Source organism: Riemerella columbina (assembly GCF_030517065.1).
In the GTDB taxonomy this organism is placed as follows: Bacteria; Bacteroidota; Bacteroidia; order Flavobacteriales; family Weeksellaceae; genus Riemerella; species Riemerella columbina_A.
Window position 1 is genome coordinate 1,192,059 of record NZ_CP103950.1, and the last position, 22,395, is coordinate 1,214,453.

Genomic DNA, 22,395 nt, shown 5'->3' on the forward strand with positions numbered 1-22,395 from the left:
CTTAAAAATTTAAAATGATGAAGAAATTATTCTTAACTTGTGGGATTTTAGGATTACTGGCAGTTTCTTGCGATAAAAATTCAGAAAAACATGCCGTAACCAGCGAAGTAACCACAGTAAAAGGCGAAAATGTTGCTGATGCACAGCAGGATTTAAATCAAGAAGTGATTGATGCACAAAATGCATTAAACGAGGCTCAAAACGCTTTAGACAAAGCCAAAAAAGAAGGCAACCCAACTTTGGTTGATGTGGCTCAGAAAAAAGTAGATGAGTTGCAGTGGAAGTTAGATGAAATCCAAGCCAGAGCAGGAAAAAAAATCAGAGGGGTTAATGGCGCCGCTGAAAATGCTGATAAGGTTTTGGACAACACCGTGAAATCGGCAGAAGCCCAAACCGACAATATAGAAGAAGCGGCTAAAGAAATTAAAAAAGCTGTAAAATAAGAAATTCAATCTTATGTAACAAAGAGCCGCCACTCGCTTAGCGAGTGGCGGTCTTTTTGGAAAAAATAAAGCAGAAATAGAGAACTATTTCAAGTGGTCTTTAGTAAAATCTTCCACTTTAGATTTTAGTTCTTGGGCTTTTTCTTGTGCTTGGTCGGCTAAATCGCTGGCTTTGGCTTTCGCCTCATTTCCTAAGCGAGACAATTGGTCTTTCGCTTCGTCCAATTTGCTGTCTAATGTATTTTTAGGAGCTGATTTTTTACATTTCCAAAAAGCAAAAGCGCCCAAACCAAGTAATGCTAAAAGTCCGTTTCTTTTTGTCTTGTTCATAATTAGATGTTTTTGAGTTATATAAGAATGAGAGGAAAAAATCGTGCCAATCTATCCAATCGTATGATTGATGAAAATAATTACACCGATTTTACATTATAACTATTTGATAATAATAGACTTAGTTTTTCATTGAAATAAAAACTTGACAAAGGGGTATTCTAAATCGTATATTTGCAAAATAAAAAATGATTTTAATTCATTTTTACTAATTTTTATATTTTTTAACATTAAATATTTTGAATGAAAACTTCTGATTTTAATTTTGACTTACCTGCAGAACTTTTAGCCGAGCATCCTTCTGAACACAGAGATGAAGCAAGGCTGATGGTTCTCAACAGAAAAGACCAAACCATAGAGCATAAACTATTCAAAGATGTGGTAGATTATTTTGATGAAAATGATTTATTTATCTTTAATAATACCAAGGTATTCCCAGCAAGGTTATACGGAAATAAAGAAAAAACTGGCGCTAAAATAGAAGTTTTCCTTTTAAGAGAGTTGGATAAGGAAACCCGTGTTTGGGATGTTTTGGTAGACCCCGCAAGAAAAATAAGAATTGGCAATAAATTATTCTTTGATGAAAACGAATCCCTCGTTGCCGAAGTGATTGATAACACCACTTCTCGTGGAAGAACACTAAGATTTTTGTACGATGGCAGTTATGAAGAATTTCGTGCAAAGCTCAAAGAATTGGGCGAAACACCACTGCCTAAATACATTAAAAGAGAAGTAGAGCCAGAAGATGCGGAGCGCTATCAAACCATTTATGCAAAATATGAAGGCGCTGTGGCAGCTCCTACGGCAGGTTTGCACTTTTCTAAACACTTGATGAAGCGTCTGGAAATCAAAGGTATCAACTTTGCTGAAGTGACTTTGCATGTGGGCTTAGGGACTTTTAACCCGATAGAAGTGGAAGACTTATCTAAGCACAAAATGGAATGTGAGGAAGCCATCATTGACCAAAAAAATGTGGATATCATCAATAAAGCGATAGAGGAGGATCGCAGAATTTGTGCCGTGGGAACCACCACTATGCGGACCATAGAGACTTCCGTATCTTCCAATAGAAGGCTGAGCCCTTACCATGGATGGACCAATAAATTCATCTATCCGCCGTATGATTTCGGTATTGCTAATGCGATGATTACCAACTTCCACACGCCTAAATCTACACTGATTATGATGATTGCCGCCTTTGCAGGTAAAGATTTTGTAATGCACGCCTACGAAGAAGCGGTAAAAGAAAAATACAAATTCTATTCGTATGGAGATGCGATGCTTATTCTCTAAAAAATAACCCTTTATAATGAAGATTTGGTAATGATGAAAATTGTTACCAAATCTATTTTTATTTTATCAAACAAACAATGAAAGACATCCGCACGCTCAGTTTAGAGGAGTTAAAAGACTATTTTGTTTCCATTGGCGAAAAACCCTTTCGTGCCAAGCAAGTTTATGATTGGCTATGGAGCAAAAACGAGCATAGCATAGAGGATATGACCAACCTCTCTAAAGCGCTAAGAGAGAAAATAGCTCAGGATTTTAACATAAAGCCAGTGGCGGTAGATGTTTTTCAAAAAAGTAAAGATGGCACCATCAAAAACGGCGTAAAGCTCCACGATGGACTGATGGTGGAGAGCGTTCTGATTCCTACCGAAAGCCGAACCACAGCGTGTGTGTCCTCGCAAGTAGGCTGTTCTCTCAACTGCGAATTTTGCGCAACGGCAAAGCTGAAGCGGATGAGAAATTTAGAAGTGGCAGAGATTATAGACCAAGTGGCACTGATAGACCAACAGAGCCAAGAATATTTTGACCGACCGCTTTCTAACATCGTGTTTATGGGTATGGGCGAGCCGATGATGAACTATAAAAATGTAGTAGAAGCCATCAGAAAAATCACGCAGCCCGAAGGTTTGGGGATGTCCGCAAGGCGCATCACGGTTTCCACATCAGGCATTCCGAAAATGATAAAAATGCTAGCGGATGAGGATTTAAAAGTTAAGTTAGCCCTGTCTCTTCACTCTGCAATAGAAGCCAAAAGGAATGAAATTATGCCTTTTTCCACCAAGTTTCCATTAACGGATATTTTGGAGGCGCTGCAGTATTGGTATCAAAAAACGGGCAGCATCATCACTTTGGAATATTGCATATGGAAGGGCATTAACGATACCGATGAAGACATAAAAGCACTGATTAAATTTTGCAAAAAAGTACCCACCAAAGTCAACCTTATTGAGTATAATTCTATTGGCGAGGGGAAATACGACCGTTCCAACCCTCAGGCAACGCAGAATTATGTGCGCCAATTGGAGAAAAATGGCATTACTGTGATGATTCGCCGCAGCCGAGGCAGCGATATTGATGCCGCTTGTGGACAGTTGGCAAATAAGTCTTAATTATAATTTCCACGCGTTGAGCATCTCTCTTTTACCTTTTGGACCTTCCACTTTTTCCACTTTAAAATTTAAAGATTTTAGCACCCGTTGGAAACTTCCTTTAGAAGAATAGGTGGTGAGCAATCCATTGGTTGTCATTTTGTTAGCGACCATTTTTGCCAAAGGCTCTTCCCATAAATCAGGTTGTACACGAGCGCCAAAACAATCAAAATAAACCAAATCAATAGGGGGGAGTTGTAGGTTTTCTAATTCATAAAAATCGGTATTGATTTTTGTGAGATTGAAAGAGGGGAGGATTTCCACCGCTTTTTCCCATTCCGATTGATGAATTGCGTTATTTATAGCCTCAAAACGAGAATCATTAAATAACTCGTAATAGGCTAAATGTTTTATCTCTTCGGAATTTATAGGGTATTTTTCTAATGTAAAGTAATTAACTTGCTTTATATTTTGATTTTTCAATAAATAATCCAGTGTTACTAAGGCATTAAGCCCTGTACCGAAACCCAATTCTAAAATATTGATTTCTGATTTTTGTATCTTTTCTATTCCGTTTTTTATAAAAACATGATAAGCCTCTTGCATAGCCCCATGATGAGAGTGGTAGCCTTCATTTAATTCATTGATAAATAGTGTTTTAGAGCCGTCTGAGGTGGTTTTTATTTCTCTATGCATCGTAATTTTTTGGCGAAGATAAATTAAAAATTGCGATTTCCAAAAATTATATTATCTTTGTAAACAACGATAAAAATTTTAAAAATGAAAATTAAAAAATCAGAAGATCCTCGCATTAAAAGCTTTGACCCTAACAACTTCGGTTTTGGGAATACCTTTATAGACCATATGGTAATTTGTCGGTACGAAAACGGCGCTTGGGGCGAGCCAGAATTGATGCCTTACGGTCCGTTGGGCTTTACCCCAGCTATGATGGGCGTTAATTATGGACAAGCTTGTTTTGAAGGGATGAAAGCTTATAAAGATGCTCAGGGCGAGGTCTTTTTATTTCGTCCAGAAAAAAACTTTGCAAGGATGAATAAATCAGCGAAGAGATTGGCTATTCCAGAGCTTCCAGAATCGGTGTTTATGAACGGACTGAAAGCCTTGATAGATATGGATAGAGATTGGATCCCTAATGGTAAAGACACTTCGCTATACATTCGCCCTGTGCTATTTGCGACAGAAGAGGCGCTAAAAGCACGGATTGCCAACCAATATATGTTCGCTATTGTGGCAACACCTGCCAAGTCTTATTATAATGAACCTGTTTCGGTTAAAATTGCAGATTATTACTCTCGCGCAGCCAGTGGTGGCGTGGGTTCTGCCAAGGCGGCGGGGAACTATGCAGCCTCTTTTTATCCTACCAAATTAGCCAATGAGGAAGGCTATGAGCAAATCATTTGGACAGATGATGCCACCCACGAATATTTTGAAGAAAGTGGAACGATGAATGTCTTTGTAAGAATCAATGATACCATTTTTACGCCGCCAACTTCGGATAAAATTTTAGATGGCGTTACCCGCGACAGCTTTATCCAATTGGCGAAAAACAACAGCATAGAAGTGAAAGTAGAGCCTGTTAGTGTGAAGGCAGTGGTAGAAGCGCACCGCCAAGGCACGCTGAAGGAAGTTTGGGGCGTGGGAACTGCCGTGGTGCTTAGCGTATTCCAAGCATTGGGTTACAAAGATGAAAAGTTGCAATTACCACAATTGAGCGATGAGGAAAGCTTTGCCGTAAAACTCAAAAATCAATTGGTGGGCATCCAAACCAATCAGTTGGAGGATCCTTTCGGATGGCGCCAAAAAGTGGAAAAAGGCTTTGTAGATACTTTATAAATCGTATTTTTGGTCAAATATAAACAGCAAAACCGAGGCGGTCATTCTCGGTTTTGTTTTAATATAAAAGGCGATAGTTGAGATGAAATTGAGGTTTTATAGTTGGATAATTTTAGGGATGATGCTCCACTGTCAGCACCAGCCCGAAGTGCATTTACCAATGAATACACCCACTGAAAACCAAGATATAATCCGCTCTCAAAAGCGTTCCAAACATCAGAACGAAATAGAGCGACAGCAAATAGAAGCGTGGATAAAACAACAAAATCAGCCGTTTTATCCTATGGGGCTTAACTATTGGATAGATGTTCCTCAACTTTCTGAGAGAGCGCAAAAGCCGCTCAACACGCCGGTCTCTTACGAATATGAAATTTATGACTTTGAGGAGGGTAAAATTTACTCCAAACCAAAGGTAGTCACACAGCAAATTTTAGGGAAATACCAAGAATTAAAAGCCGTAGAAGATGCCGTGAGATACCTAAAACCACAAGAAAAAGCCACACTTTTAATACCTTCGGTTTTAGCGTTTGGGACTTATGGCGATGGCGATAAAATCTCTGGCGATATGCCGATGATCATTAAACTTAAAATGAATTAAACTTGATAAACAATGAAAAAAATCTTATTTTTGTGCCTTGCGTTTGGCGCACTGATTTCACTAACCAATTGTAATCCAATATACAAAAAAATGAACTTAGACAAAGAATTTTACAATGCCTTACCAGATGGCGTTTATGCTAAAATGGAAACCTCAAAAGGGGATATGATTATCCAGTTTTTTGACCAAGAATCTCCAGTTACAGTAGCCAATTTCGTGGGCTTAGCACAGGGGACTATAGACAACAAAGCCAAGAAAAAAGGAGAACCTTATTATAACGGCATTATTTTCCACAGGGTGATTAAAGATTTTATGATCCAAGGTGGCGACCCTACTGGAACGGGTATGGGCGACCCTGGCTACAAATTTGATGATGAAAAAAACAATCTAAAACACGAGGGCAAAGGCTTCTTATCTATGGCAAACTCTGGACCTAACACCAATGGTTCTCAGTTTTTCATCACAGAAGTGGCTACACCGTGGTTAGACGGCAAACACACCATTTTCGGTAAAGTGGTAAAAGGTTTAGAAGTTATTGATGCCATTGCCAATGTAGAAAAAGGTGCTCAGGATAAACCGAAAGAAGATGTAGTGATTAAAAACATTGAAATCTTTACCAAAGGAGAGGTTTACAAACACTACGATGCCGCTAAGATTTTCAACGAAGGTAAAGTGAAAATCCAAGAGCAAAATAAAGCCTACGAAGCCAAAAAGGCAGCCGAAGAAGCTAAAAAATTAGAAGCTCTAAAAGAAGGAATGACCACTACCAATAGCGGTTTAATGTACAAAATAACGCAGTCTACCAACGGTGCTTCACCAAAGGCTGGCGATATGGTAGCGGTACACTACGCTGGCAGATTGGTAACCGGTCAAGAGTTTGATAATTCATTCAAAAGAGGCGAGCCTATTGAGTTTCCAGTGGGAACAGGGCGCGTGATTAAAGGTTGGGATGAAGGTATTATGCTCCTTAAAGAAGGTGAAAAAGCCACCCTTTTAATTCCATCAGATTTGGCGTATGGACAGAGAGGTGCTGGTGGCGTTATTCCACCAAATGCCACCCTTATTTTTGATGTGGAATTAGTCAAAATCAAATAAAAATATCATAATTGATAGTAAAAAAGCCTCTGTATCAACGGAGGCTTTTCTTATTTAAGGCTGAAGATGGATGCGCTCGCCGCATTGTTTGCAATATCTGGCATCGGCATCGTGGTCGTTATTGCCACATCTGGGGCATTCGTTATGATGAGAAGCTTTGGTTTTAAATTCGGAAGTGACAATCCCTGTCGGCACGGCAATAATGCTGTAACCGCAGAGCATCAGCACCACAGAAAGAAATTGCCCGAGCGGCGTTACGGGAGAAATATCGCCATAGCCCACTGTCGTCAGCGTAACCACTGCCCAATAAATACTGGTTGGGATGTCCACAAAGCCATTTTTGCCGCCTTCCACCACATACATCAGAGAGCCCACCAGCACCACAATCACGATGATGAACAGCATAAAAATATAAATCTTCCGAGAGCTTCTTTTCAAAGCCAAAACAATATACCGTCCATCTTTCATATAATCCATCAGGTTGAGAATTCTAAAAACCCTCAAAATCCTAAGCAAGCGGATAATCATAAAGAATTTAACGAAAGGAAACAGCAAACTCAGAAAAAACGGCACAATGGAGAGGAAATCTATAATCCCCATAAAGCTCAGAATATACGCCCGCTTATTCCTTACCGTGATGATTCTCAGGATGTATTCTATACTAAACAAAATGGAAATAATCCATTCTATGCAGAGAAAAATAGCGTGGTATTTTCGGTCTACAGCGCTCAAACTTTCTAAAATAATGGTGAGCGTACTGATGATGATAAGAATGAGCAAAACAATATCAAAAGTCTTACCCATAGGCGTATCTGCCGCATAGATGATTCTAAATAATTTCCTCCGCCAACCTTGGGCAGGGTGCAGTCTACTCTCTTGTTTTGACATCTTTTGGTGTTTTATACAAAAGGCGAAAATAAGAAAATTAAATAATAATGCTTAAATTCGTGGCTTATTTATAGGATTTACCGCGATGAATATTAAAGAATTTTTATCTCAACTGAACACTTTGGTACCGCTGGCACAGGCGGAAAGTTTTGACAATGTAGGTTTGCTCTGTGGCAACCCAAACCGAGAGGTGGAGAGCATCCTAATCGCCCACGACGCCTTGGAAACCGTGATTGAGGAAGCCATAAACATAAAAGCCAATGTGGTGGTGGTTTTTCATCCGATTATTTTCTCTGGGCTCAAGTCTATCACGGGCAAAAATTATGTGGAACGGAGCGTGATGAAAGCGCTGGAAAATAAGATAGCCATCATTGCCATACACACGGCTTTAGATAATGATTTCTTGGGTGTTAATTATAGAATAGGGCAGGTGCTGGGCTTGCAGAATTTAAAAACTTTAATGCCGAAAACGCAAGATTTATATCAATTGTCGGTTTATGTGCCTAAGGACAATGCCGCTGCCGTGGAGCAAGCACTTTTTGAGGCTGGAGCAGGGCAAATTGGGTTTTATGATGAATGCCGTTTCAGTATTTCGGGGCAGGGTACTTTTCGCCCAAAACAGGGCGCTCAGCCTTATATTGGCAGTGTAAATGAAAGAACAGAGGTGGAAGAAATAATGCTCTCGGTCATCTTTGAAAAATATAAGAAAAGTAACATCATCACCGCGATGAAACAAGCCCACCCTTACGAAGAAGTAGCCTATCAAATCTACGCCTTAGAAAACGAAAATCAGTATTTGGGCTTAGGGCAATATGGTGAATGGCAAACACCACTTTCGGAACCTGATTTTTTGAATTTGCTCAAAGAAAAGTTTAATTTGAAAGTCATTAAACACTCTCCAACCTTGGGGAAAACGATCCAGCGCGTGGCTATGTTGGGGGGGAGTGGCGCAGATGGCATCAAGGCGGCTATGGCTCAGAATTGTGATGCTTATATCACTGCAGACCTCAAATACCACGACTTCTACCAAGCCGAAAACCAAATCTTATTATGCGACATCGGTCATTTTGAATCTGAACAATTTGTTGTTCAACAATTATTTGAAATTTTATCAGAAAATTTTACTAAATTTGCAATTTCAAAGACAACCCAAAATACTAACCCAGTAAACTATTTTATATAAAATATGGCTAAGAAAGTAAATGACATTTCTGTAGAAGAGAAACTAAGAGCGCTCTATGACTTACAGTTTATAGATTCGCGTTTAGATGAAATAAGAAATACCAGAGGCGAGCTCCCAATTGAGGTAGAAGATTTGGAAAATGAAATAGAAGGGCTTAACAAAAGAGCCGAAAAATTTGCTCAAGATATTAAAGATCAAGAAGTTGAGATTAAAAATAAAAAAGAACTTATTAACCACGCCCAAGGGCTGATGGAGAAATATAAATCTCAGCAAGATAATGTAAGAAATAACAAAGAGTTTGAAGCGCTTGCCAAAGAAATTGAATATCAAGATTTAGAAATTCAATTGGCGGAGAAGAAAATCAAAGAATTTGGAGCTAAAAAAGACTTCAAAACGGAGAACCTTAACCAGCTGAAAGCCAAAATAGAAGAACTCCAGAACCACCTTAATTATAAAAAAGAAGAGTTAGAAAATCTGATTGCAGAAACGCAAAAAGAAGAAGAGTTCTTAACTCAGAAATCTGAAGAATTTGCAAGCAAAATAGACCAAAGACTTTTGGCTTCTTACCAAAGAATCAGAAAAGGTTCATCTAACGGTTTGGCTGTGGTAGGCATAGAAAGAGGCGCGCCTAAGGGGTCTTATTTTACCATTCCACCACAAAAACAAATGGAAATTGCCCAAAGAAAGAAAATCATTATTGATGAACATTCTGGGAAAATTTTAGTAGATGATGATTTGGTGATGGAAGAAAATGAAAAAATGAAAGACATCATCAAATTTTAAAAAAAATATCAAAAAAGTCCGCCTTATTGAGCGGATTTTTTTATTTTAGCCCATAAATTAAACAACTATGAATTTAAAAAAAATAGGACTTACCTTGGCGGTAGGCACCACATGGTTAATGAATGCACAACAACAAGTGATGACGCCAGAGCAACTCTGGACTTTGAAAAAACTCAGCGTGAAAGCCGTGGCTCCAGACCATTCGGCTTTGGTTTATAAGGTAGGACAGGTAGACTTAAAAACCGAGAAAACCAATGCACAACAGTATTTCCTCAACCTCCGCTCGGCAGCGAGCACACCCGTAGCGTGGGGCGATAAAAAATTGATACAATGGGATCGTAATGGCATTTATGCTATTGAAAATCAAACGATTTATTGTTCAAAAGATCAAGGTGAAACTTGGACAACTTTTTATAAATTAGAAGATGCCGATGCTGATAATATTATGATTTCGCCAGATGCTAAAAAAATAGCGTTTAGTAAGGAAGTTTTAGTGGAAAAAGTGCAAGCTAAGGATAAATATCCAGATTTACCGAAAACCACGGGCTATGTTTATACCGACCTGAACCATCGCCATTGGGATTACTTTAACGAAGGGAAGTACAACCATATTTTCTTAGTGGAAGTAGGCAGTAGCCAAGCGCCAAAAGACTTGCAAGAAGGCAAAGCCTGGGATAGCCCACAGCGTCCATTTGGTGGCGGAGAGGATTTTATCTTCAGCCCCGACTCTTCGCAATTGCTCTTTGTGATGAAACCTTTGAGTGGTAAGGCGTACGCCATTTCCACCAATACCGATATTTTTGCTTACCACATTGGCACTGGCGAGACCAAAAATCTAACCCAAGACAATAAAGGTTATGATGTCAATCCAAAATTTAGTCCTGATGGGCGTTATCTCACATGGCAAAGTATGACTACAGACGGCTATGAGGCGGACAAAAACGACCTCAAAATAATGGATTGGAAAACGGGTGCGATCACCAATTTAACGAAACATTGGGATGAAACGGTGGATGGCAATTTCTACTGGTCGCAAGATGCTAAAACGCTTTATTTTACCGCTGCTTACCGAGGGACAAAGCAACTTTTTGCCTTGCCGATAAGTACGAAAAAAGTCAAACAACTCACCCAAGGGCAGTTTGATGTCAACGAAATTATCACGGTGGATAAAAGCCAAATCATCGTGGGGCGTACGGATATCAACCACAACACCGATTTATTTTCCGTTCAGCCTAAAAATGGCGAAATGAAACCATTAACAGCTGTAAATCAAGAAGTTTATGCGAAAATAAAGCCTTCTCAATCAGAATTGAAAATGGTCAAAACCTCCGATGGTAAGGAGATGGGCGTGTGGTTCCATTATCCGCCAGATTTTGACCCAACAAAAAAATATCCAACCTTGTTGTATTGCCAAGGTGGACCGCAGTCGGCATTGACTTTATTTTTCTCTACCCGCTGGAATTTTGCACTGATGGCGGCTCAAGGCTATATCGTGGTCGCTCCTAACCGCCGAGGAATGCCTGGTTGGGGAACGGAGTGGAACGCTGCGATTTCCAAAGATTGGGGCGGACAACCTATGCGAGATTATTTAGCCGCTGCCGATTTTGCTAAAACGCTACCTTATGTAGATGGCGAGCGTATGGCGGCGGTGGGCGCCAGCTATGGCGGTTATAGCGTGCTGATGTTGGCAGGAATTCACGAAAATCGTTTCAAAACATTCATCGCTCATGATGGCTTGTTTGATATGAAATCTTGGTACTTGACCACCGAAGAATTGTGGTTTGCCAATTGGGATTTGGGCGGTTCTCCGTATGATACACCACTTCCGAAATCTTATACAGACTACAATCCGAGCAATTTTGTGAACCGTTGGAACAAACCTATTATGATTATCCAAGGTGGCAAAGACTTCCGTGTGGGGTATGAACAGGGGCAAGAAGCCTTCCAAGCGGCACAGCTAAAAGGTTTAAAGTCTAAATTTCTCTATTTTCCAAATGAAAACCACTGGGTGCTGCAGCCTCAAAATGGTTTGGTATGGCAACGGGAGTTTTTCCAATGGTTGAAAGAGACCTTGTAAAGCCTTAATTTTTCATAAGCAAAACCCTCGCTATCGTTAGATAATGAGGGTTTTATTTTTGTATTATTAAAATCGTAAAAAAGATGAACTTTCATTCATTATTCCGTACGCCCGAGCATCGGTACAAATTTATACTTGCCAAAGCTCTCTTTTTCTATTTCGGTAGGAGATATTTTGGTAAAGCGGTAAAGCGTTTGCTCTTCGGTGGGACCTAAGGGAATGACCATTTTACCACCTATTTTGAGCTGTTTTAGAAGTTCCACAGGGAGTATTTCGGCGCCACAAGTCACGATAATTTTATCAAAAGGAGCCAAATTAGGAAGCCCTTTAAAGCCATCACCTAAGGTTTGGTACCACGGTCTGAGGTTGAGTTTTTGGAACATTTGTTTAGAAAAATGCACCAAATCTTGCTGCCGTTCAATGGTATAAACCTGTGCTGCCATTGCGATGAGCACCGCCGTCTGATAGCCGCTGCCTGTCCCTATTTCTAAAACTTTTTCTTTGGGTTTTAGTTGGAGCAATTCGGTTTGTTCCGCCACGGTAGAAGGGTGCGAAATGGTTTGCTGTGCGGCAATAGGGAAAGCTCGGTCTTCATAGGCGTAATCCTCAAAAATACTTTCCATAAAGAAATGCCGAGGCACTTGGTTGATGGCGGATAGCACGCGCTCATCAGAAATGCCTACTTTTTCCCTCAAGTAGTTCACTAAAATTCGCCGTTTGCCTTGGTGTACAAATGTGTCTTGCATTACAGCAAAAATAAACATTAGATTTGAGATAAACAAGAGGTGAATACGCAAAAAATTACCATTTAAAATTGACTATTTAAGAATTCTTGATTATCTTTGAAGGCTGAAAAAAGAACCATAATGATTAAAGCTGGCTTGGTAGGTGCAGGGCATCTCGGAAAAATACACCTTAAATTATTACAACAATCGGAACGCTATGATTTGGTCGGTTTCTACGATGCCGATGTGGAAAATGGCAAGAAAATAGCCGAAGAATTAGGTTGTACTTTTTATGAAGATTTTGATGTTTTATTATCAAAAATTGAAATGTTAGACATTGTTACGCCTACGCTTTTTCATTATGACTATGCTAAAAAAGCCATTTTAAACGGCAAACATTTCTTTATTGAAAAGCCAATCACGCAGACTTTGGCGCAAGCGGAAGACATTATCCGCCTGTGTAGGGAGAAAAATATTAAAGCCCAAGTGGGGCATGTGGAGCGCTACAACCCTGCATTTATCGCCACAAAATCGTTCATCAAGAATCCTATGTTTATAGAAATCCATCGTTTGGCGGAGTTTAACCCGCGTGGCACCGATGTTTCTGTGGTTTTAGATTTGATGATTCACGATTTGGATATTTTGCTGAGTTTGGTCAAATCCAAAGTGAAAAATATCCACGCTTCGGGGGTTTGTGTGGTCTCTAAAACGCCTGATATTGCCAATGCCAGAATAGAATTTGAAAATGGTTGTGTGGCCAATTTGACCACCTCACGGATTTCAATGAAAGCGATGCGCAAGAGCCGTTTTTTCCAAAAAGATGCCTATATTTCCGTAGATTTTTTAGAGAAAAAAGCCGAAGTAATTAGACTAAAAGAAGCACCAGAGCACCCTTCTGATTTTGATATGATTATTGAAAATGCAGAGGGCGAAAAATCTCAAATCATCTTTGAATATCCTAATATACAGCCTAATAACGCTATTTTAGATGAACTTAATTCATTCGCCACTGCCATTGCAGAAGACAAAAATGTGGAAGTTTCGTTAGAAGATGGCACGGAGGCGCTCAAAGTGGCGTTAGAGATTATGGAAAAAATCGGCGCCTAATTATTCTCGGTAATGCCTAAAAATCCCGAAATCTGTAGGTGTCCATAGCGCCGCTGTTTGTCCGCAGGCTTTCAGCCCATTGTTTGCCCAAGTATTGCAAGTTTGCGTGAAGTTGTATCGCCCTTTAGCTTCATAGAACGCATCATCTTTGCCATAAACGGCATCGGTTTTAATGGGAATATAGCGCTCAGAAGCATCGGTTTTAAATTGATTTTGAATATAATGAACCAAACGCTGATATTGTGCATTGGTCAAGCGGATTTGTACACAATCTTTGCTGGGCGTCATCGTGGGATAATAAGTGCAGTGCATCGCGGAGCCTCCCAACCCAAAAGTGGCGCTAAACGCGGTGGAAAACTTTAAATCTGACCATTCTGGCGTGTCTAAATAAAAACCTTTATCGCCCCAGCCGATACCTAAATAAGGCATATTTTTTTGCTGAGCAATGGTATTTTCATAAGGAATATATTGGCTCCAATCAATGATGGGCGTTTGGGTAGGCACCACCAAATCGGTATGTACGCCGTTGGTCAGAATATAAATTGAAATCGGCTTAGGTTCTGCAGTTTTTTCTGGCGCAACAGGAATCAACGGCAGTAATAAGCTCAGCAAAATGTAAATGCCCACTATACCGAGCAAGACACCTAAAGCTTTGAGGAGAAAACGAAAAATGCTTTTCATCATAAAAAATTTAGGGCTAAAATACTATTTTTTCGGCAACTTCTTCACTTAGAAATTGAATATTCCGCTGGAGCCCTGCAAATTTAGTCCGCTTGACAGGTGATTTTCTAAAAATCTCCGAAAACAACTCTTGTGTAAGCTCTTCCCAATCTTTTTTCTGGTAAGTCATCAGGTAATCATTGGGTTTAAAAAGTGGTTGCTGGTGTGGCTTAGAAAAGCGGTTCCAAGGGCATACATCTTGACAAATATCACAGCCAAACATCCAATCTTCCATTTTATCTTGAAACGAATGGGGTAGGCTATCCCGAAGTTCTATCGTGGCGTAGGAAATGCATTTGCTGCCATCAATAATTCTATCGGAAACGATAGCGTTGGTGGGGCAGGCATCTATGCATCGGGTGCATTTGCCGCAATGATCGGTGGTGGGGTGGTCGGGTTCTAAGTCTAAATCACAGATAATTTCGGAAAGGAAAAAGAAAGAGCCACTTTTTTTGGTGATGAGATTGGCATTTTTTCCAACCCAACCGATGCCCGATTTCCTCGCCCACGCGCGCTCCAAAACAGGAGCAGAATCTACAAAAACACGACATCCAAACGCTCCAATTTCTTGCTGTAGCTCTTCCACCAAGTCTTTTAATATAGCTTTAATCACATCGTGGTAGTCCTTGCCATAGGCGTATTTGGAGATTTTATAGTTGTCCAAAGTCGGAAGCTCTTCCTCTGGGAAATAATTGTAAGATAACGAAATCACAGAGCGGGCGCCTTCCACCAACAGCCGAGGGTCTAAGCGTTTATCAAAATAATTCTCCATATAGCTCATCTGCCCGTGGTAGCCTTTCGCCAGCCATTCTTCCAAAGGGCGAGCCTCGGACTCCAAAAATTCGGCTTTAGAAATGCCACAATTCTGGAACCCCATTGCTTTGGCTTTGGTTTTTATCAGTTGCGTATGTTGCTCTCTGAGATTCATTTTGCAAAAATAGAAATTTAATTATTAAAAATTTTGATATTCATTATTTCTCGTTTATCTTTACAGATTTAAAAAATTAAATATGATAAAAGATATTTTAAAATCAGGGCAATACCATCTGATTGATGTGAGAGAAGAAATGGAACTGATGATGGATGGCGAAATAGAGGGCGCTATCAACATTCCGTTGGGAAGTTTGGAGGATAGAAAGGCGGAAATCATCGCTTTGGATGGCGATAAAATTTTTTTCTGCCGAAGCGGTAATAGAAGCGGCAAAGCGGTAGAATTTCTTCAGTCCGAAGGGGTAGAAAAAGTGCATAATGGTGGTGGCTACGCCGATTTACAAGCGCTTTTGGATACCATTTAAACCTTAAAAACCGTTTCAACCCAAAGATTGAAACGGTTTTAATTTTATGGTGCCAGCCGTGACAACTGCCATTGGTAATCCTCATCTAAGCGGTACCTTAGGCGGTCGTGCAGTCGGTTGGGGCGCCCTTGCCAAAACTCTATTTCATAAGGCTTTGCGATGTAGCCACCCCAATGCTCAGGGCGTGGAATTTCCTGCCCTTCGTAGGATTTCTCTAAAGCATTGAGTTTTTGTTCCAGATAATCTCGGTTGGGAATTTCTTCACTTTGAGGCGAGACCACCGCACCGAGCTGGCTTCCTCTTGGGCGAGAAGCAAAATAGCCATCACTCAAATTTTCTGGGATTTTTTCCACCTTAGCTTTGATGATGATTTGTCGCTCTAATGCAGGGTAGAAAAAATGCAAACACACCATAGGCAGGCGCTCTATCGCCTTTCCTTTTTGGCTCAGATAGTTGGTGTAGAAAATAAAACCTTCCCAAGTGTAGGCTTTTAGTAGCACCATCCGAGTGCGTGGGCAGCCATCAGCATCTATCGTGGAAACCGCCATCGCATTGGCTTCAGCAATGGCTGGGTGGGCTTCCGCCTCCAAAAGCCAATCTCTAAATTGCTCTATCGGATTTTCTTTGGCTTGAGATTCTAACAAACAGCCTTTTTCATAAACTTGTCTTTTATCGTGTAGGTCTTCCATAAATTTTAAACTTCTATTTTGTTATTTTATCAAAATTGATTCTTTAATGATGTAAATTCGTGTTTTTTATAGCTTATTTTTTCAATTTTGATGAAAGGATTTGGGTTAATATTTCTAATGTGTGCTTATTTCGCCACATAAATTTTCGGAAAATAGTGTTCTAAAATCTTGTTGATAATTAGGGTTGTCTATCAGGTGCATTGCTTTAGTAATGGCGGCTTCGGCGGTGAGGTCTTTGCCACTAATTGCCCTCACAGCGTGGAATATATTGCTATTTTCATACTTCCCAATGGTGATTTCTCCAGAAATACACTGGCTGATGACCACAATTTCGGTGTTGTTTTCTCGTATTTTTTTCAAAGTTTTTGCCGTTTCTTGGGAATTGAAAATGGTCCCTGAGCCGAAAACTTGTAATATCAGCACTCGGGTATTGGATAAATCGGGGAGAGTGTGCCAGCTCATCCCAGGGAAAATTCTCAATAGAAAAACCTGTTCAGAAAGGTGGGTATCTATATGGAAATCAGCTGCTTTTTTAGGTCTCAGCAAGACTTCTTTATCATAATTGAGATGAACGCCAGACTGCCCTAATATGGGATAATTGGGACTTTGGTAGGCATCAAAATACTCTGCGGAATACTTTAAAGTACGGTTGCCACGCAACAATTTATATTCAAAATAAATAGCCACTTCTTGAATCACCGCTTCGTTATTTTCATACAAACTGGCGTAGTAGAGGCTGGTCAAGAGGTTTTCTTTGGCATCGGTTCTTAAATCGCCGATGGGCAGTTGAGAGCCTGTTAAAATCACGGGTTTTTCCAGATTTTTGAGCATAAAACTAAGGGCAGATGCAGTATAAGACATCGTATCCGTACCGTGTAGAATAAGAAAACCATCAAACTGGGTGTAGTGTTTTTCTATCTCTTCTGCAATTTTTTTCCATTCGTGCGGTCCCATATCGGAGGAGTCTACAGGTTTTTCAAATGAAGAAACCACTACCTCGCAGTCTAAGAGTTTAATTTCAGGGATTTTATTGAAGATATTTTCAAAATCAAAAGGCTCTAAACTTCCTGTCTGGTAGTTTTTTTCCATACCGATCGTGCCGCCCGTATAAATGGCTAATACGCTTCTTTTCATTTAAAGTGGTTTTTTGACTGGCACAAACTTACATAATAATTTTAATACGAACCCTTATCGAGAGGAAATACACCCAAAAAATCAGTCGCCACAAACAAATTTACCCAAAAATTTTTATCTTAAAATAGGTTTGCGTAAATTTGTGGGTTATTGTTTTTATATAAGCATTCTTTATTTTTATGAGTAACGCATCGCAACAAGTAAACTATTCTGAGGACAACATCAGAACATTAGATTGGCAGGAGCACATACGCCTTCGTCCGGGGATGTATATTGGAAAATTGGGAGATGGCTCTTCTGCGGATGATGGTATTTATATCCTCCTGAAGGAAATCTTGGACAACTCTATCGACGAGTTCCGAATGAAAGCCGGAAAACGCATAGAAATTAAGTTAGATGATAAGAAAATGACCGTCCGAGATTATGGGCGAGGCATTCCGCTCGGCAAGGTGGTAGATGCGGTTTCTAAAATGAATACCGGCGGTAAATACGATAGCAAAGCCTTCAAAAAATCGGTGGGGCTTAACGGTGTGGGGACCAAGGCGGTGAACGCCCTTTCCGACTATTTTAGAGTGAAATCCGTGAGAGATGGACAGTCCAAAACGGCAGAATTTTCGCGTGGAAACATCATTGAAAATCACCCCGAAGAGCCATCTTCTGACCGCAATGGTACCGAGATTGTCTTTATCCCTGACCAAGAGATTTTCCTCAATTTTAAGTTCCGAAAGGAGTATATAGAGCGGATGTTGCGCAATTATGCTTACCTTAATCCAGGGCTTAAAATCATCTTCAACGGCGAGACTTATTATTCCGAAAATGGACTAAAAGACCTTCTCGAAGAAGAGATGGAAACCGAGGCGCTTTACCCCATTATCCACCTTAAAGGCGAAGATATAGAAGTGGCGATTACCCACTCGGATAAATCTCAAACGGAGACCTATTTTTCCTTTGTTAATGGGCAAAATACCACGCAGGGCGGCACGCACCTCAATGCGTTTAGGGAGGCTTATGTGAAAACCATCAGAGAGTTTTTTAATAAAAATTTTGATGCTTCGGATATCCGAAAATCTATCATTGCTGCCATCTCGATCAATGTGGAAGAACCCGTTTTTGAATCTCAAACCAAAACCAAATTAGGCTCTAATGATGTAGGTCCTGAGGGCCCAACGGTGCGGACTTTTGTGATTGATTTTTTAAAGACCAAATTGGACAACTTCCTCCATAAAAATCCAGAAATAGCCGAGGCTATTCATAAGAAAATATTGGTTTCTGAGCGGGAGCGGAAGGAACTTTCTGGCATCCAGAAATTAGCGCGAGAGCGAGCCAAAAAAGTTTCTCTACATAACAAAAAACTGAGGGACTGTCGCCAGCATTATAACGAGCAAAAAGCCGAACGAAAGTCGGAAACACAGATTTTCATCACCGAGGGCGATTCCGCTTCTGGCTCCATTACCAAGTCCCGAGATGTGGAGACCCAAGCCGTATTCTCGCTCAAAGGAAAACCCCTGAATTGCTATGGACTAACTAAAAAAGTGGTTTATGAGAACGAGGAATTTAACCTATTACAAGCGGCGCTCAACATTGAGGAAAGTTTAGAAGATTTAAGATACAACCAAGTGATTATCGCTACCGATGCCGATGTGGATGGTATGCATATCCGCTTGCTGATGATTACTTTCTTCCTTCAGTTTTTCCCAGATTTAATTAAAAATGGACACCTTTATATCCTGCAAACGCCTTTGTTTAGGGTAAGAAACAAAAAGGAAACCCGCTATTGCTATACGGAGGAGGAGCGCGTGAGAGCCTTGCAAGAGTTGGGAAAAAATCCAGAAATCACGAGGTTTAAAGGATTGGGCGAAATTTCTCCTGATGAGTTTAAACATTTCATCGGCAAAGATATCCGCTTGGAGCCAGTGGTGATCGGCAAAGACCAAACCATAGACCAAATTTTGGAATTTTATATGGGCAAAAATACGCCAGACAGACAACAATTTATCCTTGAAAATTTAGTGGTGGAAGATTCTGATATTTAATAAATTATGAGACTATCCAATAAAAAAAGACTGCCGTATTACCAGTTTGTGTTCACCTGCATCAATATTTTATTGTTGTTGGGCGTTATCCTTGTGGTACTCAGGTGGAACGGCATTATCATCAACCTTGGGGCGTATAGCATCAATTATTTATTCATCGCCTTGCCGATATTGCTCTATATTGGATTTTATCTAAGAGGTCGCCCTATTTTTGAATACGATAGCGATGGGGAAGCCTTGAATTTCCGCAACAAAAATTTTATTCCATTTTTAAGAAAAGAAAGTAGAGATGAATTCCCAAAATATAAACTCAAATCTTACGAAATCGTTAATGCGAGGCTTTTTAAAAGGTTATACATCAAACTTCAAAGTAAAAAAGGAAACACCACCGTTTTAAAATACGACATCTCTTATCTTAAAAACAAAGAACTGAGAGATTTAAAATTATCCCTTAACAAAATAGTGAAAAACAATACCGAAATAGCACAATAATTTCATGATAGAAGAACAATTGCCACCAGAAGGAGAGAGCCTAAAAAAAATATCAGGCTTATACAAAGATTGGTTTTTAGACTATGCCTCTTATGTGATTTTAGACCGCGCCATTCCCTCTATTTTTGATGGATTTAAACCCGTGCAGCGCCGTATTATGCACTCTATGAGAGAGTTAGAAGATGGGCGCTATAACAAGGTGGCGAATATCGTGGGAAATACCATGAAATACCACCCGCACGGCGATGCTTCTATCACAGATGCCATGGTGCAGATTGGGCAAAAAGAACTCCTTATAGACACCCAAGGGAATTGGGGAAATGTCTATACTGGCGACTCTGCGGCGGCGGCAAGATATATAGAAGCCCGCCTAACGCCCTTCGCGTTGGAGGTCGTGTTCAACCCTAAAACCACCCATTGGATTAAATCTTATGACGGCAGAAATAACGAGCCCATAGATCTCCCTGTAAAATTCCCGTTGCTTTTGGCACAAGGCGTGGAAGGGATTGGCGTGGGGCTTTCCACCAAGGTGATGCCGCACAACTTTAATGAGTTGATAGACGCTTCCATAGCTTACCTCAAAGGGAAGAAATTTCAGATTTTCCCAGATTTCATTACTGGGGGAATGTTAGATGTAACCAACTATAACGATGGCGAAAGAGGCGGCAGGCTCAGGGCACGCGCACGGATTATCCAAAAGGACAAACACACGCTTTGCATTACAGAATTGCCATTCTCAAAGACCACCAGTGACTTGATTGACAGTATCTTAAAGGCAAACGACAAAGGGAAAATCAAAATTAAAAAGATAGAAGACAACACTTCTGACGAGGTGGAAATCAACATCCATCTCAACAATGATGTCTCGCCAGATAAGATGATAGATGCCCTCTACGCCTTTACGGATTGTGAAATTTCTATCTCGCCTAACGCCTGTGTGATTGTGGGCGATAAACCCATGTTCCTCAGCGTTTCCGAAATTCTAAAACAGAACACAGACCACACCGTTTCGCTGCTGAAGAGGGAGTTGGAAATAGAATTGGGCGAGTTGGAGGACAAGTGGCACTTTGCATCGTTAGAGAAAATTTTTATAGAAAACGAAATCTATCAAGAGATTAAAGGCAAAGACTCCAAAGAAGCCGTTTATACCGCCATAGATATTGCCCTCCAGCCTTTTACACAAAACCTGATGCGCGCGGTAACCACAGATGATATTATCCGCCTGACCGAACTTCCTTTTATGCGAATTTCAAGGTATGATAGGGATAAAGCCTTAGAAAACATCGCAGCGCTGGAAGGGAAAATGGAGCAAGTCAAGCATCATTTGGCGCATTTGGTGGACTATGCCGTGGATTATTTCCTCAACATTAAAAAGAAATACGGCAAGGGCAGAGAGCGCCGCACGGAACTTCGGGTTTTTGATACCATAGATGCCACTAAAGTTGCCGTAGCCAACGAGAAATTTTATGTCAATCGCGCTGAAGGCTTCATCGGAACTTCGTTGAAAAAAGATGAATATGTCTTTGATTGCTCGGATATTGATGATATCATTACCTTCCGAAAAGATGGTGTGATGCAGGTGACCAAAGTAGAGCCTAAAACCTTTGTGGGCAAAGATATTATCCATGTAGGTGTGTTCAAAAAAGGCGACAAACGCACGGTTTATAATATGATCTACCGCGAGGGCAAAACGGGACCTTATTATATGAAGCGCTTTTCCGTAACCGCCATCACTAGAAATACAGAGTACCCGCTGGCATCAGATGCAAAGGGCTCCGAGGTGCTTTATTTCTCCGCCAATCCCAACGGCGAGGCAGAGGTGGTCAGCGTTTTACTAAAGCCTAACGCACGGATTAGAAAGAACAAAATAGAGATAGATTTCTCAGAATTAGCCATCAAAGGGCGAAATTCACGAGGGAATTTGGTGACCAAATATGCGGTTAAAAAAGTGGATTTAAAGGAAGAAGGCGTTTCCACCTTAGCACCACGCAAAATATGGTTTGATGAAACCATTCGCAGGCTGAATGCCGATGCCCGAGGCACGCTCTTAGGTAGTTTTAGAGGAGATGATAAAATCCTGACAATCAATACCAAAGGCGAGGCAAGGCTGATGACTTTTGACCTTCTCAACCGTTTTGATGATGAGTATTTGGTTTTAGAAAAATGGCGACCAGAGCAACCGATTTCTTGCATTTATTACGATGGCGAGAAGGATATTTATTTCATCAAGCGGTTCTTGTTGGATCACCATACCAATCCGCAATATTTTATGCCGAGCGAGCACCCCAAATCGTTTATAGAGTTTGTGGGCACCCGAGATGGCGCCACCGCAGAAATCATCTTTGCGAAGAAAGACAAAGCACCAGAAGTGGTTGATATTGATGATTTTATCGCGGTGAAAGGCATCAAAGCGATGGGCAATCAGTTTGTAAAAGAAAAAGTAAAAAGCATCAACATCCAGCTGCCAGAACCTGTGGAAGAAGAGGAGGAGGAAGAACCAGAACACACCACCCCCAACGCCCCAGAAATCCCAGAAGAAGGCATTATCGGAGATTTGTTTGATGCATAAAT

Annotated in this window: 22 protein-coding genes; 14 read left to right on the forward strand and 8 right to left on the reverse strand. The window is 40.5% G+C overall.

The window, feature by feature from the left end; translation table 11 throughout:
• Window positions 1-14: 14 nt before the first annotated feature.
• Complete coding sequence (locus NYR17_RS05675; protein WP_302504766.1) at window positions 15-443, forward strand: hypothetical protein; 429 nt, start codon at window positions 15-17, stop codon at window positions 441-443.
• 84 nt (window positions 444-527) lie between these two features.
• Here NYR17_RS05675 and NYR17_RS05680 read toward each other — a convergent pair whose 3' ends face one another.
• Window positions 528-773: a YtxH domain-containing protein gene (locus NYR17_RS05680; protein ID WP_302504767.1), complete on the reverse strand. Its 246-nt coding sequence runs from the start codon at window positions 771-773 to the stop codon at window positions 528-530.
• A 243-nt stretch (window positions 774-1,016) separates the two neighbouring features.
• Here NYR17_RS05680 and queA point away from each other — a divergent pair, with 243 nt between their 5' ends.
• The gene (queA, locus tag NYR17_RS05685) at window positions 1,017-2,066 is read left to right on the forward strand and encodes a tRNA preQ1(34) S-adenosylmethionine ribosyltransferase-isomerase QueA (RefSeq protein WP_302504768.1); all 1,050 of its coding nucleotides are present in this window, start codon (window positions 1,017-1,019) and stop codon (window positions 2,064-2,066) included.
• A gap of 77 nt (window positions 2,067-2,143) precedes the next feature.
• The gene (gene rlmN / locus NYR17_RS05690) at window positions 2,144-3,172 is read left to right on the forward strand and encodes a 23S rRNA (adenine(2503)-C(2))-methyltransferase RlmN (RefSeq protein WP_302504769.1); all 1,029 of its coding nucleotides are present in this window, start codon (window positions 2,144-2,146) and stop codon (window positions 3,170-3,172) included.
• Here rlmN and mnmD read toward each other — a convergent pair whose 3' ends face one another.
• On the reverse strand, window positions 3,173-3,847 hold the full coding sequence (mnmD, locus tag NYR17_RS05695) for a tRNA (5-methylaminomethyl-2-thiouridine)(34)-methyltransferase MnmD (RefSeq protein WP_302504770.1): 675 nt from the start codon (window positions 3,845-3,847) through the stop codon (window positions 3,173-3,175).
• Between the two features lie 84 nt (window positions 3,848-3,931).
• Between mnmD and NYR17_RS05700 the strand changes: the two genes are divergently transcribed.
• The 3 genes from NYR17_RS05700 to NYR17_RS05710 all read left to right on the forward strand — a co-directional run bounded on the left by NYR17_RS05700 (window position 3,932) and on the right by NYR17_RS05710 (window position 6,698).
• A complete protein-coding gene (locus NYR17_RS05700; RefSeq protein ID WP_302504771.1) occupies window positions 3,932-5,005 on the forward strand; it encodes a branched-chain amino acid aminotransferase in 1,074 nt (357 codons plus the stop codon).
• A gap of 82 nt (window positions 5,006-5,087) precedes the next feature.
• Window positions 5,088-5,603 (forward strand): hypothetical protein, encoded by a 516-nt coding sequence (locus NYR17_RS05705; protein ID WP_302504772.1) that lies wholly within the window; start codon window positions 5,088-5,090, stop codon window positions 5,601-5,603.
• 90 nt (window positions 5,604-5,693) lie between these two features.
• Window positions 5,694-6,698 carry a peptidylprolyl isomerase gene (locus NYR17_RS05710; protein WP_302504773.1) on the forward strand — a complete coding sequence of 335 codons (1,005 nt, stop codon included), beginning with the start codon at window positions 5,694-5,696 and terminating at the stop codon, window positions 6,696-6,698.
• Window positions 6,699-6,752: 54 nt separating this feature from the next.
• Here NYR17_RS05710 and NYR17_RS05715 read toward each other — a convergent pair whose 3' ends face one another.
• Window positions 6,753-7,586 (reverse strand): ion transporter, encoded by an 834-nt coding sequence (locus NYR17_RS05715; RefSeq protein ID WP_302504774.1) that lies wholly within the window; start codon window positions 7,584-7,586, stop codon window positions 6,753-6,755.
• Window positions 7,587-7,671: 85 nt separating this feature from the next.
• On the opposite strand from NYR17_RS05715, the gene NYR17_RS05720 reads away from it, so the two are divergent.
• From NYR17_RS05720 to NYR17_RS05730, 3 genes are all read left to right on the forward strand, one after another.
• A complete protein-coding gene (locus NYR17_RS05720) occupies window positions 7,672-8,769 on the forward strand; it encodes a Nif3-like dinuclear metal center hexameric protein (RefSeq protein WP_302504775.1) in 1,098 nt (365 codons plus the stop codon).
• A 3-nt stretch (window positions 8,770-8,772) separates the two neighbouring features.
• The gene (locus tag NYR17_RS05725) at window positions 8,773-9,552 is read left to right on the forward strand and encodes a zinc ribbon domain-containing protein (RefSeq protein WP_302504776.1); all 780 of its coding nucleotides are present in this window, start codon (window positions 8,773-8,775) and stop codon (window positions 9,550-9,552) included.
• Window positions 9,553-9,619: 67 nt separating this feature from the next.
• Complete coding sequence (locus tag NYR17_RS05730; RefSeq protein ID WP_302504777.1) at window positions 9,620-11,629, forward strand: S9 family peptidase; 2,010 nt, start codon at window positions 9,620-9,622, stop codon at window positions 11,627-11,629.
• A gap of 98 nt (window positions 11,630-11,727) precedes the next feature.
• On the opposite strand, the gene NYR17_RS05735 is transcribed toward NYR17_RS05730, so the two are convergent.
• Window positions 11,728-12,375 (reverse strand): protein-L-isoaspartate(D-aspartate) O-methyltransferase, encoded by a 648-nt coding sequence (locus NYR17_RS05735; RefSeq protein WP_302504778.1) that lies wholly within the window; start codon window positions 12,373-12,375, stop codon window positions 11,728-11,730.
• 120 nt (window positions 12,376-12,495) lie between these two features.
• Here NYR17_RS05735 and NYR17_RS05740 point away from each other — a divergent pair, with 120 nt between their 5' ends.
• Window positions 12,496-13,461, forward strand: a complete 966-nt coding sequence (locus NYR17_RS05740; protein ID WP_302504779.1) for a Gfo/Idh/MocA family protein — start codon at window positions 12,496-12,498, stop codon at window positions 13,459-13,461.
• Here NYR17_RS05740 and NYR17_RS05745 read toward each other — a convergent pair whose 3' ends face one another.
• Both NYR17_RS05745 and queG read right to left on the reverse strand, forming a co-directional pair.
• Window positions 13,462-14,142: a TIGR02117 family protein gene (locus NYR17_RS05745; RefSeq protein WP_302507010.1), complete on the reverse strand. Its 681-nt coding sequence runs from the start codon at window positions 14,140-14,142 to the stop codon at window positions 13,462-13,464. It lies immediately after the preceding gene.
• Window positions 14,143-14,158: 16 nt separating this feature from the next.
• Window positions 14,159-15,109, reverse strand: a complete 951-nt coding sequence (gene queG / locus NYR17_RS05750) for a tRNA epoxyqueuosine(34) reductase QueG (RefSeq protein WP_302504780.1) — start codon at window positions 15,107-15,109, stop codon at window positions 14,159-14,161.
• Between the two features lie 82 nt (window positions 15,110-15,191).
• On the opposite strand from queG, the gene NYR17_RS05755 reads away from it, so the two are divergent.
• Window positions 15,192-15,476 carry a rhodanese-like domain-containing protein gene (locus tag NYR17_RS05755; protein WP_302504781.1) on the forward strand — a complete coding sequence of 95 codons (285 nt, stop codon included), beginning with the start codon at window positions 15,192-15,194 and terminating at the stop codon, window positions 15,474-15,476.
• A gap of 44 nt (window positions 15,477-15,520) precedes the next feature.
• On the opposite strand, the gene pdxH is transcribed toward NYR17_RS05755, so the two are convergent.
• Window positions 15,521-16,165, reverse strand: a complete 645-nt coding sequence (pdxH, locus tag NYR17_RS05760; RefSeq protein WP_302504782.1) for a pyridoxamine 5'-phosphate oxidase — start codon at window positions 16,163-16,165, stop codon at window positions 15,521-15,523.
• A gap of 114 nt (window positions 16,166-16,279) precedes the next feature.
• Window positions 16,280-17,299: an asparaginase gene (locus tag NYR17_RS05765; protein WP_302504783.1), complete on the reverse strand. Its 1,020-nt coding sequence runs from the start codon at window positions 17,297-17,299 to the stop codon at window positions 16,280-16,282.
• 179 nt (window positions 17,300-17,478) lie between these two features.
• On the opposite strand from NYR17_RS05765, the gene NYR17_RS05770 reads away from it, so the two are divergent.
• Genes NYR17_RS05770 through NYR17_RS05780 form a run of 3 tightly spaced genes read left to right on the forward strand, consistent with a single transcriptional unit; the run spans window position 17,479 to window position 22,393 of the window.
• Window positions 17,479-19,332 carry a DNA topoisomerase IV subunit B gene (locus tag NYR17_RS05770; protein ID WP_302504784.1) on the forward strand — a complete coding sequence of 618 codons (1,854 nt, stop codon included), beginning with the start codon at window positions 17,479-17,481 and terminating at the stop codon, window positions 19,330-19,332.
• Window positions 19,333-19,338: 6 nt separating this feature from the next.
• On the forward strand, window positions 19,339-19,824 hold the full coding sequence (locus tag NYR17_RS05775; RefSeq protein WP_302504785.1) for a hypothetical protein: 486 nt from the start codon (window positions 19,339-19,341) through the stop codon (window positions 19,822-19,824).
• A gap of 4 nt (window positions 19,825-19,828) precedes the next feature.
• Window positions 19,829-22,393: a DNA gyrase/topoisomerase IV subunit A gene (locus NYR17_RS05780; protein ID WP_302504786.1), complete on the forward strand. Its 2,565-nt coding sequence runs from the start codon at window positions 19,829-19,831 to the stop codon at window positions 22,391-22,393.
• Window positions 22,394-22,395: the final 2 nt, after the last annotated feature.